The organism is Priestia sp. ST2, assembly GCF_055810735.1.
Genome location: NZ_JBVVNT010000001.1, coordinates 661,607 through 675,708, shown reverse-complemented (window position 1 = coordinate 675,708; position 14,102 = coordinate 661,607). Strand labels below are relative to the sequence as shown.

The 14,102-nt window shown below is 40.2% G+C and carries 15 protein-coding genes; all 15 read right to left on the bottom strand.

The features are described from left to right. Positions 1–79: 79 nt before the first annotated feature. The 15 genes from trmD to fapR all read right to left on the bottom strand — a co-directional run bounded on the left by trmD (position 80) and on the right by fapR (position 13,733). Positions 80–820 (bottom strand): tRNA (guanosine(37)-N1)-methyltransferase TrmD, encoded by a 741-nt coding sequence (gene trmD / locus AC0KUU_RS03465; RefSeq protein ID WP_097824512.1) that lies wholly within the window; start codon positions 818–820, stop codon positions 80–82. Further along, a complete protein-coding gene (rimM, locus tag AC0KUU_RS03460) occupies positions 820–1,332 on the bottom strand; it encodes a ribosome maturation factor RimM (protein WP_013058896.1) in 513 nt (170 codons plus the stop codon). The genes trmD and rimM overlap by 1 nt, the downstream gene beginning before the upstream one ends. Before the next feature lie 12 nt (positions 1,333–1,344). Next, positions 1,345–1,728, bottom strand: a complete 384-nt coding sequence (locus AC0KUU_RS03455) for a YlqD family protein (protein WP_097824513.1) — start codon at positions 1,726–1,728, stop codon at positions 1,345–1,347. Positions 1,729–1,879: 151 nt separating this feature from the next. After that, positions 1,880–2,110: a KH domain-containing protein gene (locus AC0KUU_RS03450; protein ID WP_013058898.1), complete on the bottom strand. Its 231-nt coding sequence runs from the start codon at positions 2,108–2,110 to the stop codon at positions 1,880–1,882. A gap of 11 nt (positions 2,111–2,121) precedes the next feature. Then, entirely contained in the window at positions 2,122–2,394 is a 273-nt protein-coding gene (rpsP, locus tag AC0KUU_RS03445; RefSeq protein ID WP_013058899.1) for a 30S ribosomal protein S16, read from the bottom strand. Between the two features lie 136 nt (positions 2,395–2,530). After that, positions 2,531–3,874: a signal recognition particle protein gene (gene ffh, locus AC0KUU_RS03440; protein ID WP_013058900.1), complete on the bottom strand. Its 1,344-nt coding sequence runs from the start codon at positions 3,872–3,874 to the stop codon at positions 2,531–2,533. A 12-nt stretch (positions 3,875–3,886) separates the two neighbouring features. Next, entirely contained in the window at positions 3,887–4,219 is a 333-nt protein-coding gene (locus AC0KUU_RS03435; RefSeq protein WP_025750337.1) for a putative DNA-binding protein, read from the bottom strand. A 273-nt stretch (positions 4,220–4,492) separates the two neighbouring features. After that, a complete protein-coding gene (gene ftsY, locus AC0KUU_RS03430; RefSeq protein ID WP_013058902.1) occupies positions 4,493–5,491 on the bottom strand; it encodes a signal recognition particle-docking protein FtsY in 999 nt (332 codons plus the stop codon). 25 nt (positions 5,492–5,516) lie between these two features. Further along, positions 5,517–9,077 (bottom strand): chromosome segregation protein SMC, encoded by a 3,561-nt coding sequence (gene smc / locus AC0KUU_RS03425; RefSeq protein WP_322552407.1) that lies wholly within the window; start codon positions 9,075–9,077, stop codon positions 5,517–5,519. Positions 9,078–9,154: 77 nt separating this feature from the next. Further along, on the bottom strand, positions 9,155–9,901 hold the full coding sequence (gene rnc, locus AC0KUU_RS03420) for a ribonuclease III (RefSeq protein WP_013058904.1): 747 nt from the start codon (positions 9,899–9,901) through the stop codon (positions 9,155–9,157). A 181-nt stretch (positions 9,902–10,082) separates the two neighbouring features. Further along, positions 10,083–10,316: an acyl carrier protein gene (gene acpP / locus AC0KUU_RS03415; RefSeq protein WP_013058905.1), complete on the bottom strand. Its 234-nt coding sequence runs from the start codon at positions 10,314–10,316 to the stop codon at positions 10,083–10,085. Between the two features lie 138 nt (positions 10,317–10,454). Next, entirely contained in the window at positions 10,455–11,195 is a 741-nt protein-coding gene (gene fabG, locus AC0KUU_RS03410; protein WP_013058906.1) for a 3-oxoacyl-[acyl-carrier-protein] reductase, read from the bottom strand. 1 nt (position 11,196) lies between these two features. Beyond that, a complete protein-coding gene (fabD, locus tag AC0KUU_RS03405; RefSeq protein WP_043976457.1) occupies positions 11,197–12,141 on the bottom strand; it encodes an ACP S-malonyltransferase in 945 nt (314 codons plus the stop codon). Positions 12,142–12,144: 3 nt separating this feature from the next. After that, entirely contained in the window at positions 12,145–13,149 is a 1,005-nt protein-coding gene (gene plsX / locus AC0KUU_RS03400) for a phosphate acyltransferase PlsX (RefSeq protein WP_028410795.1), read from the bottom strand. Positions 13,150–13,169: 20 nt separating this feature from the next. Continuing rightward, the gene (gene fapR / locus AC0KUU_RS03395; RefSeq protein ID WP_013058909.1) at positions 13,170–13,733 is read right to left on the bottom strand and encodes a transcription factor FapR; all 564 of its coding nucleotides are present in this window, start codon (positions 13,731–13,733) and stop codon (positions 13,170–13,172) included. Positions 13,734–14,102 lie beyond the last annotated feature (369 nt).

Here is a 14,102-nt window from a genome sequence, read left to right as displayed (position 1 = left end):
CATCTGCCCAAGCCACAAAATCTATCTTAGCACACTCTTATACCGTATGCAACAGAGTTTATGCATAAATTTTATGGATTTATGAAAGCTGATTTTCTTCTTTTAATTGAGCTACTAGTTTCTTTTGCTCTTCTGTTAGCTCTATCTTTTCAAGCATATCCGGTCTTCGAAGCAGCGTGCGCTTTAAAGACTCTTTTTGGCGCCACTGTTCAATTTTTTTATGATTTCCTGACATAAGTACTTCAGGAACCGTTAAGCCTCTAAAATCAGCGGGACGCGTATAGTGGGGGTGCTCTAGTAAACCGGTACTGTGTGAGTCCTGTACAGCTGAATGATTATTGCCAAGCACATCGGGAAGCAGGCGAACAACGCTATCGATCACAACCATTGCACCAAGCTCTCCTCCAGTTAATACATAGTCACCAATTGAAATTTCATCAGTTACCAGCTGCTCACGAATTCGTTCATCATATCCTTCGTAATGACCGCAAATAAAAATTAAATGCTCTTCTGCTGCCAGCTCTTCTGCTTTTGCCTGTGTATAGCGTTCGCCCTGCGGACAAAGCAAAACTACCCGGGGCTTCTTGGCTGTTTCAGTCAGCTTTTCTACAGCGTCAAAAATAGGCTGAGGCGTCAATACCATTCCAGCACCTCCGCCGTAAGGATAATCGTCCACATTTTGATGTTTGTTCGTAGAATATTCTCGGAAATTAACTACATTCAGTTCAACCGCATTTTTTTCCTGTGCTTTTTTCAAAATTGATTCACCAAAAACACCGTCAAACATAGAAGGAAATAGCGACAGTACATCAATTTTCATTAGTCCAATAACCCTTCCATTACTGTAATAACAATCTCTTTTTCATCTATATCAATAGATTGTACAACGTCGTCGATGTAAGGAATAAGAACTTCTTTTCCGCCTTTTTTAACAACCCACACATCATTAGCTCCCGGCGTTAAAATTTCTTTGACCGTTCCTACCTCTACTCCGTCTTCTGTTTTTACTGTACAGCCAATAATTTCGTGGAAATAGAATTCACCGTCTTCTAAATCCGTTAGCTGCTCCTCAGGGATTTTTACTTCGCAGTTTTTATACTGCTCAACATCATTTACGTTTTGATAGCCTTCGAATGTAAGCAGATCAAAATTTTTATGCCTGCGGTGGCTTGCCACTGTTACTTCTACCGGCTCGCTTTGCTTTTCTTTGAAGATATAAAGTTTATTTCCTTTTTCATAACGCTCATCAGCAAAATCCGTAGTTGATACAATACGAACTTCTCCTTTTACACCATGGGTATTCACAATTTTTCCAACCTTAAACCATTTCATACTTCTTCACCTCTATCTAATCTCAACAACTTTGCTATCTTTTATAATAATTGTTTTACTTTCTTTTATCTTTTCCCAATCATCGCCGATTTCTACCTCTACCAAGGCATCCAGTTCCGTTTCAACGAGTTCGCTCCCTAAAGGAAGCTTTTCTAATTGCGTCAGCTGAAAGTTCAACACTTCAATTTTTTCAAGGCGAGCGGATTTTTCTTTTTCAAACTGACTATGTAATAAAGAAGAACCTTTATTGGCTTTTTCCATGTGCTTTAACTGAAATTTCAGCTGTTCCATTTCTTTTTCAAGCGCCTGCTTGCGATTTATAAAACGATTTTCAAGATCTTGTTTGCTTGCTTCAGTTAACACTTGTTTCACAACCACTTTTTGAATAATGTTCAAAACGTTCCCTCCGCTCTCAAGATAGTGACCTTGTGCTTTTTACATGCATATTGAAATAGCTGCTTCTTGCTCGCAAAAGACTTACTGTGATCAAAACGTTCATCTTATCATAACATAAAAAAAGGGCGAGGTTATCCCTCTCCCTTTTTGATTACTCTTGAATTTTCACATACACTTTTTTACCTTGCTGTGATGCTGCTGCATTCACAACAGTTCGAATCGCTTTTGCAACGCGGCCTTGTTTGCCGATTACTTTGCCGACATCTTCTTGGTGAACAGTAAGGATGTACGTCACTTGACGTTCATCTTCTTGTTCCTCCACTTTAACATCAGCTGGGTAATCAACAAGCGGCTTTACAATTGTTTCGATTAGTGATGTCATCTCGAGTGAAATTATTTTCCTAATTTAGCATTATGGAATTTTTCCATGATGCCTTCGTTAGAGAAAAGGTTACGAACTGTATCAGATGGTTTAGCACCATTTTGTAACCATTTAAGAGCTAGCTCTTCATCGATTTTAACTTCAGCTGGTTGAACTACAGGATTGTAAGTTCCAACTACTTCGATGTAACGTCCATCACGTGGTGAACGAGAGTCTGCTGCTACGATACGATAGAAAGGAGATTTTTTAGCTCCCATACGTTTTAAACGAATTTTTACTGCCATTTTATAAAGCACCTCCGAATATGTTTCAACAAGATAATATAATATCAAATAGGTAAAATGTTTGTAAAGGTTTTTTTCTTAACACTAGAAAAATATTTTATTTTCTTTGGTTTTTCAGTCCAAATCAAGCGTTTTATCATGAAAAGAATGGAAGTTTCATACCCTTTTTCTTGCCTTTTGACATATTTGTCATTTGTTTCATCATTTTTTTCATGTCTTCAAATTGTTTAAGCAAACGGTTGACTTCTTGTACAGAACGTCCGCTTCCTTTTGCAATACGCTTTCTTCGACTTGCATTAATGATTTCAGGGTTTGTTTTTTCCGCTTTCGTCATAGAACGAATAATTGCTTCTACATGATTAATTTGCTTTTCATCCACCTGCAGGTTTTTGAGCCCCTTTACTTTATTGGCGCCCGGAAGCATACCAATCAGCTCATCAAGCGGTCCCATTTGACGCACCTGAGCAAGTTGATCTAAAAAGTCATCAAATGTAAATGACTGCGTGCGCAGCTTAGCTTCAAGCTCTTTTGCTTTTTCAGCATCTACATTTGCCTGAGCCTTTTCGATAAGCGTCAGCACATCACCCATACCTAAGATACGGGAAGCCATACGCTCTGGATGGAATGCTTCAATAGCATCCATTTTTTCTCCAAGACCGACAAACTTAATTGGTGTATCGGTTACTGCACGAATAGAAAGCGCTGCACCACCGCGCGTATCGCCGTCTAGTTTCGTTAATACAACTCCAGTTAATCCTAATTGCTTATTAAAGCTATCCGCAACGTTTACTGCATCTTGACCCGTCATCGCATCGACAACAAGGAAAATTTCGTCTGGGTTAGAAAGCTCTTTAATCTGTTCTAACTCCTCCATTAAATTTTCATCAACATGCAAACGTCCCGCTGTATCAATTAATACATAATCGTGATGCTCTTCTTTCGCATGAGCAATAGCTTGTTTCGCAATCTCCACAGGACTTACTTGATCACCTAATGAAAAAACAGACATGCTAAGCTGTTTTCCTAGTGTTTCAAGCTGTTTAATAGCTGCCGGACGATAAATATCTGCTGCTACAAGCAATGGATTACGGTTATATTTTTTACGTAATAAATTGGCAAGTTTACCGGTTGTTGTTGTTTTACCTGCACCTTGAAGTCCAACCATCATAATTACAGTTGGAGCTTTTGGAGCTACTGCAATCTTGCTTTGCTCTCCGCCCATAAGTGCAGTTAATTCTTCTTGTACAACCTTAATAACTTGTTGTCCAGGCGTTAAGCTCTTAAGAACGTCTTGACCTACAGCACGTTCGCTTACGCGCTTAACAAAGTCTTTTACTACTTTAAAGTTTACATCGGCTTCTAAAAGGGCAAGTCTAACTTCACGCATCATTTCTTTAACATCAGCTTCGTTAACTTTTCCTTTTCCTTTTAACTTTTGCAGTGTGCTTTGCAAACGGTCGGCTAATCCTTCAAATGCCATATACGCCGCCCCCTAATCTAATTTCTCGAGCGAATCAAGAAGAGAAGAAAGCTTACTGTTCTTGTGTAAGTCGGCTGCAAGTTCGTCTTTCAGTTGTTGAACAATTGATTGACGCTCTTGAAACCGTTGAAATAACAATAGCTTTTCCTCATATTGTTCAAGCATTTGCTCTGTACGTTTTATATTATCATAAACTGCTTGACGACTCACATCAAATTCTTCCGCTATTTCACCGAGGGAATAATCATCCAAGTAATAAAGTGACATATAACTTCTTTGTTTGGGCGTCAACAGCGCCTGATAGAAGTCAAATAAGTAATTCATTCTTGTTGTTTTTTCGAGCATATGCACGCTCTTTTCAACCATCTGACCGCCCCCTTGTTAAGTGAAAAGCCTTTACATGTTATTAGTTTAACTAGGCGAGGTTTGAATGTCAAGTTTTTTCCTTAACACCTCACATTTTCCCACTTAAAAGAGATGGAGATATAACTAAATTACTTCAATTTAAAGAAGAATAAATATGAAACCTGCATCCACCCTGCTAATAAAAAAATCCGAACGATTAATCGTTCGGATCTCCCTTCAACTAAGATACTTATATCCCAGCCTCTTTTTAGATTACGCCTCTTTTTCTGTTTCTTCTTCTACAGCATTGGCAAATAACCCATAGATATATTGCTCCGTGTCAAACGGCTGAAGGTCGTCCACTTTTTCTCCAAGTCCAACGAATTTAACAGGAAGCTTCAGTTCGTTTCGAATGGCAAGAACAATTCCGCCTTTAGCCGTACCATCTAGTTTTGTTAACACAATTCCCGTCACGTTCGTTGCTTCTGAGAATGTTTTAGCCTGACTTAAAGCATTTTGACCCGTCGTCGCATCAAGTACAAGCAGTACCTCATGAGGAGCACCAGGAATTTCTCGTTCAATAACACGCTTTACTTTCTCTAATTCTTTCATTAAATTTACTTTATTTTGAAGGCGCCCTGCTGTATCACATAATAAAACATCTGCTTTTCGAGCCTTAGCTGACTGAACAGCGTCATACATGACAGCGGCAGGGTCAGAGCCTGCAGATTGCTTAATAACATCCACACCAACGCGTTCTCCCCATACTTCTAACTGCTCAATCGCACCGGCACGGAACGTATCTCCTGCTGCCATTACGACTTTTTTGCCTTCTTGTTTGAATTTATGCGCAATTTTTCCAATTGTTGTTGTTTTCCCAACGCCGTTTACCCCTACAAACAAAATCACCGTTAAATCATTTTGCTGCATATTCAGTTCACCAATCTGCTCTTCACCAGATTCATAAATATCAATTAATTTCTCAGAGATGACAGCCTGTACATCTTGAGGATCCTTAATATTACGGCGTTTCACTTCCGATTTTAAGTCATCAATTAAATCCAACACGGTAGCCACACCGACATCAGCACTAATTAAAATTTCTTCTAATTCCTCAAAAAACTCTTCGTCTACTTGACGATAGCGAGACACTAGATCATTCACGCGTTCTGAAAAAGAATTGCGCGTTTTTGATAGTCCATCTTTAAATTTTTGGGTAACAGAATCGGTTTGCATTGTAATTTTTTCTTTTAGTTTCTTAAAAAAGCTCATTCGTACCACCCTTTCATTCTATGAGTTAAACATATTGCTTTGATTCTTCTAAACGAACAGAGACTAATTTCGATACGCCAGATTCTTGCATTGTCACACCGTACAGTACATCAGCTTCTTCCATTGTACCTTTTCGGTGAGTAATAACAATGAACTGTGTTTGATTACTAAATTTGCGTAAATACGTAGCGAAGCGATGAACGTTTGCTTCATCAAGCGCTGCTTCCACCTCATCTAGCACACAAAACGGCACCGGACGTACTTTCAAAATAGAAAACAGGAGAGCAATGGCTGTTAACGAACGCTCGCCGCCTGACAGCAACCCTAGATTCTGCAGTTTTTTCCCAGGAGGCTGGGCAACAATTTCCACACCTGTATTTAATAAATCTTTCGGATCTGTTAATTTTAAATCCGCTTTTCCTCCTCCGAATAGGGAAGAGAACACTGTACCAAATTCATTGCGGATACGAGAGAACGTATCAGAAAAACGTTTCTTCATTTCCTCGTCCATTTCTTCAATCACTTGATACAGCGTATTTTTCGCTTCGTCAAGGTCCGCTCGCTGCGTATTTAAAAATTCATAGCGCTCTGAAACGCGTTCGTATTGTTCAATAGAACCTAGGTTTACGGTTCCTAATTCATCAATTGCCAGCTTAATGAGCTTGATTTTTTTCCTTGCTTCTTGAATATCTAATGTTAAAGGATATTTTTCTTTTGCTGCTTCAAAGCTAATTTCGTACTCTTCTGTCAGCTGCTGCAGACGGCTGTCTAGCTCTACGTCAATTCGATTGATTTTGACTTCTTCATCTTTTAAAGCATCCGTAATTTGTTTGTACTGACGCTGCAGCTCTTTTACAATCCTCTCTTCGTCTTCAAGTTTATTCTGGGCTTTCAACCGCTCTGATCTGCAGTCATCCATTAATTGTAACGTTTCTGTCTTTTCTTTTATTCGCTCATGCGCCGCTTCTTCGAGCTGAAGTTCACCCGAGTCGTTGCTCGTGATTTCACTCGTTAAAAGAGAAAGGTCATCTGTAGCTTCAGACAAACGCTGAATGGTTTGATCAAGTTCAAAGCACACTCTTTCATATTTTTCTTGCTGATTTGCAAGGAACTGTTCTTTTTTCGCAAGAAGGACTTTTACTTCTGTAAGCTCATGTTGAACCGTTTCTTTAGACGTTTGCTGTGTATGCTTGCGTGCAGCTAACTCTTCAATGTTTTTCTCTAATACATTTGCCTGCTGCTGATTTCCTTGCAAACTTGTATGGAGCTCATCAATTCGAGCAGACAAGCTCGTCTGATCTTGTCTAAAGCTAGCAATATCATGATCGTACATGGTTAAGCGGTCATTCACTGCTTTTTCTTCGATGTCAATTTGCTTTACTTCTCGGTCAGATTCCTGCTCTTTGTCTTTCAAGCGTTCCACAAATGCCTGCTGTTTATTAATTTCCTGCTGAAGCTCCTCAATCTGTGACTTTTTATCTTTCACATCTTGCTCGAGCACAAGCGTCTTTTGTTCCATCTCTTCTATTTTTGCCGTAATGGCTTCCACTTCACGCTGACGGCCTAACAAAGAGTTAGACTTTTGCTTCATTGAACCGCCTGTCATCGAACCACCGGGGTTGACGACATCTCCTTTAACGGTCACAAAACGATAGCGGTGCTGCACAAGACGGGCAAGTTCATTTGCACCTTTTAAATCATTGACTACAATAACGGTTCCAAGCAAATTTTTAATAACTCGGTCGTAGGTAGCTTCGTACTTAACAAGAGATGAAGCGATTCCTACATACGCTTCATGGCTCTCTAGCATAGAAATAGTTTGAGCGGGAACATAACGGTCTTTTACAGACGTCAGTGGTAAAAACGTAGCTCTCCCGTAACCATTTTGTTTCAAAAAGCCAATTGCCTGACGTGCACTTTGTTCGTCTTGAACGACAATATGCTGAGCTGCTCCTCCAAGGGCAATTTCAAGCGCTGTTTCATACTCTTTTGGCACATTAATTAGCTCAGCAATCGCGCCTTTGATACCTGCAAGCTTCTCATCACGCGCTTTTAATACTTCTTTTACACCGTGAAAATAACCTTCATAGTCTTCTTGCATCTCTTCCAGCATTTCTTTTCGTGATTTTGTCTGCTGTACGTACTGATAAGCTTGATAAAGAGTAGACTCTTGTTTGCGATAGGCTTGCCTTAATGACTCAAGCTTCTCTCCTTGCTGCTTATACACTTGTACAGCCTGCTGAAGCTCTTGACGAAACTGAGCAAGCCTTTTGATCGCCGCTTCTTTTCGCTGCGTTAATTCACGGCGCTGTTCTACGTATTGCTCGTTGGATTTTGTTAAACGCTGCTCTTTTTCAAACGTTTGCATTTTTTGCTGCTCTAAAAATGAAATTTCATTTCGGGCGGATGTTTGAGCGTTCGCTAATTCAAAATACTCGCTTTTCATCTGTTCAAGTTTTTCTTCTAGATTCTCGCTGTACTGCCTGAACAGCTGTTCCTGCTCAGTAAGCTTCAGACGTATCTCTTGTACTTCTTTTTGAGATTGCTCAAGATCTTTTCCTTCACTGTCTTTTGCTTTACTTAGCTCTTGATGCTTATGAGTATACTCTTTTACTAAACGTTCCAGCTGCTCTTTATTTTGAAAGGCATTTTTCTTACGCTCTTTTAATACTTCTTTTTTGCCTTCTAGCTTTTCTACTTCTTCACTTACATATAGTAGTTTTTTATGTAAAGAGTCTAGTTGTTCATCTATTTGCTGAATGTGTAAACGAAGGGTCTGGATTTCTCCTTCACGCGTGCGAATATTCGTCGCGAGAGATTCTTCAAGCTGCTCGTGCTGAGCCATTTCAGCTTTTAATTTTTCCCATTTCTGATGAAGATCTTCAACTTCAAATACCGTAACAGCCACATCAATGTGCTCTAATTCTTCTTTTTTCTGCAAATAATCTTTTGCAATAGACGATTGAATCTGTAAAGGCTCTAACTGGCCTTCAATTTCATGAAGAATATCTACCACTCGATTTAAATTTTCTTGCGTTTCGAGAAGTCGGAGCTCCGCTTTTCGTTTACGCGTTTTGTATTTTAATACACCTGCAGCTTCTTCAAAAATTTTACGGCGCTCGTCAGATTTACTGCTTAGTACTTCTTCTACTTTTCCTTGACTGATAATCGAAAAAGCTTCTCTTCCAAGTCCTGAATCCATAAATAAATCGACAATATCTTTCAAGCGGCACGGCTGGTTGTTAATAAAAAATTCACTGTCTCCTGAGCGGTACACGCGCCTTGTAATACTAACTTCATGGTAGTCAAGCGGGAGAAACTGGTCATCATTTTCCAACGTTAGCGTTACGTCAGCCACGTTTACCGCACGGCGTGATTCGCTTCCCGCAAAAATAATGTCCTCCATTTTCCCTCCACGAAGCGATTTGGCTGACTGTTCTCCAAGCACCCAGCGTATGGCATCCGTAATGTTGCTTTTTCCGCTTCCATTCGGTCCTACTACCGCCGTTACACCTGGCACAAAATCTATCGATACTTTTTCTGCAAACGATTTGAACCCTGCAATATCTAATCGTTTGAGGAACATAGAAATCCCCCCTCACACTTGTAATCTTTTCATAGCAAATCCCCCTTTATAACGAATACGTTAAGAGGGGGATCATTTTATTTCGTTTGACTTGCTCTAATTTTCGTAATAGCTACTTGAGCTGCTTTTTGCTCTGCTTCTTTTTTCGAACGGCCTACACCAACGCCGAGCTCTTCACCATTTAACGATACGCGAGATAAGAATTCGCGATTATGCGCTGGACCTTTTTCTTGCAAAACTTTGTATTCTAATTGTCCAACTCCATCACGTTGAATCACTTCTTGAAGCTGGCTTTTGAAATCCATCACATGAGAAAAAGCACCTTCATTAATTTTTGGAAAGACAACTTTTTTTAGAATCGTTACTACCGTATCAAGCCCTTGGTCTAAATAAAGAGCTCCGATAAATGCTTCAAACACATCGGCCAGTAAAGCCGGTCTAGATCGGCCGCCTGTCATCTCTTCACCTTTTCCAAGTAACACTAGTTTACCAAAATCCATTTCATTTGCAAAAGTAACAAGCGACGGTTCGCACACAACTGCTGCACGAAGCTTCGTTAACTCACCTTCACTCATCGTTGGATATTTTTTAAATAAAAATTGTGATACGGTTAGCTCTAATACAGCATCTCCTAAAAACTCAAGACGCTCGTTGTCTTCATACGGTCTTCTGCGATGCTCATTCACATAGGATGAATGTGTAAATGCTTGAAAAAGAAGCGCTTCATTTGTAAACTGAATACCAATTTCCTTTTGAAACTCTGCAAAATTTTGCTTGAATTTCACGTTCATCTTTCGATCTCGATTTGAATATTGTTTAGGCATAAAATACCTCCGCTTACCTGCTTCAATTGTTTCGTAGTTTTTTCCTAACATCTCTCATTATAAAACGAGGTATCCTAAAAGATACACTACCTTTTCAAAAAAAAGAGGTCTTTTTTTGAAATTCTTAAAAAGAAGAGAAAGCCCCGCTGTTTAACGGGGCTTTTCATACATATACTACAGATTAAATTTGGCTCTGTATGTAATTAACTGCATCTCCTACAGTTGAAATTTTTTCAGCTTCTTCGTCAGAAATTTCGATATCAAATTCCTCTTCAAGCTCCATTACAAATTCAACTACGTCTAGAGAGTCAGCACCTAAGTCTTCTTTGAAACTAGATTCTAGTTTCACTTCACTTTTGTCTACACCAAGACGATCAACAATGATTGTTGTTACGCGTTCTAGTACCTCTGCCATTGTTCTTCACCTCCCCTCAAGTCATTATAGATGATTTCCATCTAAAATACTATGGTTGAATAATAAAGTTTATCGGTCGCCTAGTAAACGTCCCTTTGTACTTTATCACCAAATTACACTTTTCGTAAAGTGCCTTTTTTACATCACCATTCCGCCGTCAACGTGAATCGTTTGACCCGTAATATAACGGCTTGCATCTGATGCTAAAAACGCAACTGCGTTCGCAACATCCTCAGGCTGGCCAAAGCTTGCAAGAGGGATTTGCTTTAACATTTCCGCCTGCACTTCTTCATTCAATTTATCCGTCATGTCTGTTGCAATGAAACCAGGAGCAACTGCATTCACTGTAATATTGCGGCTCGCTAATTCTTTGGCAGTTGTTTTTGTTAAACCAATCACGCCTGATTTTGCTGCTACATAATTTGCTTGTCCAGCATTACCGCTGACGCCGACAATTGATGAAATATTAATGATACGTCCTGCGCGCTGCTTCATCATTTGACGAGTAACTGCTTTTGTACACAAAAATACGCCTTTTAAGTTTGTATTAATAACATCATCCCATTCGTCTTCTTTCATACGCATAAGAAGATTATCACGTGTGATGCCCGCGTTGTTCACTAAAATATCTACTGAACCAAATGTAGAAATCGCTTCTTTTATCATTGCTTGTACAGAATCACTTTCTGCCACATTTGCTTGTACAGCAATTGCATCCGTTCCTAATCCTTTAATTTCATCCACAACTTCAAGAGCTTTCGCTTCGCTGCCAGAATAGTTTACAACTACTTTAGCACCAAGCTTTCCCAGCTCAATTGCAACGGCACGACCAATTCCGCGAGAAGCGCCTGTTACAACCGCAACTTTCCCTTGTAACATGTTATTCTCCCCCTTTTAGTGCGTCAATCGTTGATTTTAATGATGTAAGATCATTAACAGCATACACAGCCGCACGGCGATTTACTTTTTTCACAAGACCTGATAATACTTTTCCTGGTCCAATTTCAACAAATGTATCTACACCTTCTGCAAGAAGTGTTTCAACTGTTTCTTCCCATCTCACTGGAGAATACAGTTGTTCCACTAGCTTGTTTTGAATATCTTGACTGTCAGTAACCGGCTTTGCTGTTACGTTTGCTATGACTGGAACTTTCGCATCGCTAAAGCCCACTGTTTCTAGCGTATCACGTAGTTTTTCAGCGGCTGGCTTCATTAAACTAGAGTGGAACGGACCGCTTACCACTAGAGGAATCACACGTTTTGCACCTTTTTCTTTGGCAAGAGCTCCTGCTTTTTCTACGCCATTTACCGTACCTGAAATAACAATTTGACCCGGACAGTTAATATTTGCAAGCTGAACAGCGTCGCCTTCGCTTGTAATTTGAGCGGTAACGGCTTCTAGATCTTCCGCTGACATGCCAAGCACTGCTGCCATTGTACCTTGACCTGCTGGTACAGCTTCGTCCATATAGCGACCTCTTTTGTGAACAGCAACAACGGCATCTTTAAACGATAAAACCTCAGCAGCCACAAGCGCACTGTATTCTCCTAGACTGTGACCCGCAACAAAATCGGGTGTAATTCCGCTCGTTTTAAATGCTTCAAGCAGCATTGTACTCGTTGTTAAAAGAGCAGGTTGAGCGTGATAAGTTAAAGTCAATTCTTCTTGAGGCCCTTCAAAAATAATGTTTGAAAGACTGAACCCTAAAGCTTCGTCAGCTGTATGAATCAGCTTTTTCGCTTCCTCTGTTCCATCATATAAATCTTTTCCCATACCAACAGTTTGTGACCCTTGGCCTGGAAAGATAAAAGCAATTTTCCCCATTTCTTATCTCTCCTTTTCTTCATTAGCAGTTTGTTCGATGGCTTTTTGAATAGTGGAAGACACATTGTTTTCCACCATATTCACAGCTTGCTTAATCGCGCTAAATACTGCATTCGCATCCGACGAACCGTGCGCTTTGATAACAGGCGCATGCAATCCAAACAGCCCTGCGCCTCCATATTCACTGTAATCCATTTTCGCTTTTAACCCCTGCAGCTGAGGCTTTAGCACCGCTGCGGCTAACTTGCTTTTTAACGTGCTCATTAATTCTTGTTTAATCATAGAAAACAAAGAAAGCGCCGTTCCCTCAATGCTCTTAAGAGTCATATTCCCTGTAAAACCATCTGTTACAACCACATCCGCTACGCCGTTTAGCAAATCACGGGATTCCACGTTGCCTACAAAATTAAGATCAGCATTTTTTAGCAGCTGAAAGGCTTGCTTTGTTAAATCATTTCCTTTTTTATCCTCAGTTCCAATGTTCAGCAGTCCCACTCTAGGAGCTTGAATGCCGCGTACTTTTTCGGCATACACAGACCCCATCACAGCGTACTGGAGCAAATGTTCAGGCTTGGCATCAACGTTTGCACCAACGTCTAGCATTAAAAAGCCTTTTCCATCTAGTGTCGGAAGCGTCGGAGCAAGTGCTGGACGTTCAATGCCTTTGATGCGACCTACAATAAAAAGTCCCGCTGTCATTAACGCCCCTGTATTTCCTGCTGAAATACAAGCATCAGCACGACCTTCGGCTACTTCATTTGCCATTAATACCATAGATGCTTGTTTTTTACGGCGCACAGCTCGCACTGGCTCATCAGTTGCATCAATGGTTTCTTCTGTATGAATAATCGAAATACGATCTGAATTTGTTAAATATTTTTTTATTTCTGATTCGTTTCCAATTAACGTAATATGTAATTCTTTAAATTGAGCAGTAGCTTTTTCTACACCTTCAATAATGGCTTTCGGTGCATGATCTCCGCCCATTGCATCAATAGCTAGTTTCATGTTGCGTCTCATCCTTTTTATTATTTATCCTTTGTAGAACGATACATTTTAAAAGTGCCAGAGAACACTTGCTCTTGCCCTACATAGCTGTTTACCTCAACGGTGGTTCGCACTTCACTAGTTGACAGAACTTTCGCTTTTGCTATCACTCGTTCATGAAGCTTAACAGGGCGATGATAACGGATCGACGCATCTGCTGTGAGCGCTAGTTCGTTGTTAATAACAGCGACAGCTAACGAATTAGCTTGCGCAAAAAGGTGGTGACCACGAGCGATTTGATTACGCTGAAACACATGCTCTGTTTTCACATCAAAAATAGATATCGCTGATTGATCTAGTTCAATGTCGATAACTTCTCCAATTACTTCTTCAATCGGAAGCGAACGCACTTCCTCGTCTAGTTGTTTTGAAGCTACATGCTTAATACGTTCTCGCAGTTCAGGAATCGACAACTCTAGGCGGTCTAATCGAATTGTTTGAACGCTCACTGAAAAACGGTCTGCTAGTTCTTCATCCGTAATAAATGGGTTTTCTTCAATTGTCGTTTTTAATAGCTGCTGTCTTTCTTTTTTACTGCGCTTCATTGTCCACCATCCGAACTTTTAATACTAGGTACTAATAGCAGTATATAATCATTGCCTTCTAATTGCAACATTTTTCACATGCTGTATTCTGTGCATTGACGTCGTATTAATGGCCACCAGCGGCTAACTCTTTCACTCTAAGCGGCTTTTTATCTTTATAGACGAAAAGAGATTGAGACATAACTAGATCACTCCAATCTAAAGATGAACAAATGGGGTAAAGGAGCTCGTATAGATTGCTTGTTACACCGCTACGGATTTCCGTGCAAGACTTCGCTTTCCGCGGCCGGCCGGTGACCCTCCTCGTCCCTTACGCTTCTGCGGGGTCTCATCTATTCCGCTTTCCCCGCAGAAGTGCCTTGCCCTTCA

What these genes read in the sequence shown, in the direction of transcription:
- trmD (WP_097824512.1), bottom strand. Translation starts at nt 820, where the DNA reads ATGAAAATTGATGTACTGTCGCTATTTCCTTCTATGTTTGACGGTGTT.
- rimM (WP_013058896.1), bottom strand. Translation starts at nt 1,332, where the DNA reads ATGAAATGGTTTAAGGTTGGAAAAATTGTGAATACCCATGGTGTAAAA.
- AC0KUU_RS03450 (WP_013058898.1), bottom strand. Translation starts at nt 2,110, where the DNA reads ATGACATCACTAATCGAAACAATTGTAAAGCCGCTTGTTGATTACCCA.
- rpsP (WP_013058899.1), bottom strand. Translation starts at nt 2,394, where the DNA reads ATGGCAGTAAAAATTCGTTTAAAACGTATGGGAGCTAAAAAATCTCCT.
- ffh (WP_013058900.1), bottom strand. Translation starts at nt 3,874, where the DNA reads ATGGCATTTGAAGGATTAGCCGACCGTTTGCAAAGCACACTGCAAAAG.
- AC0KUU_RS03435 (WP_025750337.1), bottom strand. Translation starts at nt 4,219, where the DNA reads ATGCTCGAAAAAACAACAAGAATGAATTACTTATTTGACTTCTATCAG.
- ftsY (WP_013058902.1), bottom strand. Translation starts at nt 5,491, where the DNA reads ATGAGCTTTTTTAAGAAACTAAAAGAAAAAATTACAATGCAAACCGAT.
- smc (WP_322552407.1), bottom strand. Translation starts at nt 9,077, where the DNA reads ATGTTCCTCAAACGATTAGATATTGCAGGGTTCAAATCGTTTGCAGAA.
- rnc (WP_013058904.1), bottom strand. Translation starts at nt 9,901, where the DNA reads ATGCCTAAACAATATTCAAATCGAGATCGAAAGATGAACGTGAAATTC.
- acpP (WP_013058905.1), bottom strand. Translation starts at nt 10,316, where the DNA reads ATGGCAGAGGTACTAGAACGCGTAACAACAATCATTGTTGATCGTCTT.
- fabG (WP_013058906.1), bottom strand. Translation starts at nt 11,195, where the DNA reads ATGTTACAAGGGAAAGTTGCGGTTGTAACAGGCGCTTCTCGCGGAATT.
- fabD (WP_043976457.1), bottom strand. Translation starts at nt 12,141, where the DNA reads ATGGGGAAAATTGCTTTTATCTTTCCAGGCCAAGGGTCACAAACTGTT.
- plsX (WP_028410795.1), bottom strand. Translation starts at nt 13,149, where the DNA reads ATGAAACTAGCTATTGATGCAATGGGCGGAGATCATGCACCGAAAGCC.
- fapR (WP_013058909.1), bottom strand. Translation starts at nt 13,733, where the DNA reads ATGAAGCGCAGTAAAAAAGAAAGACAGCAGCTATTAAAAACGACAATT.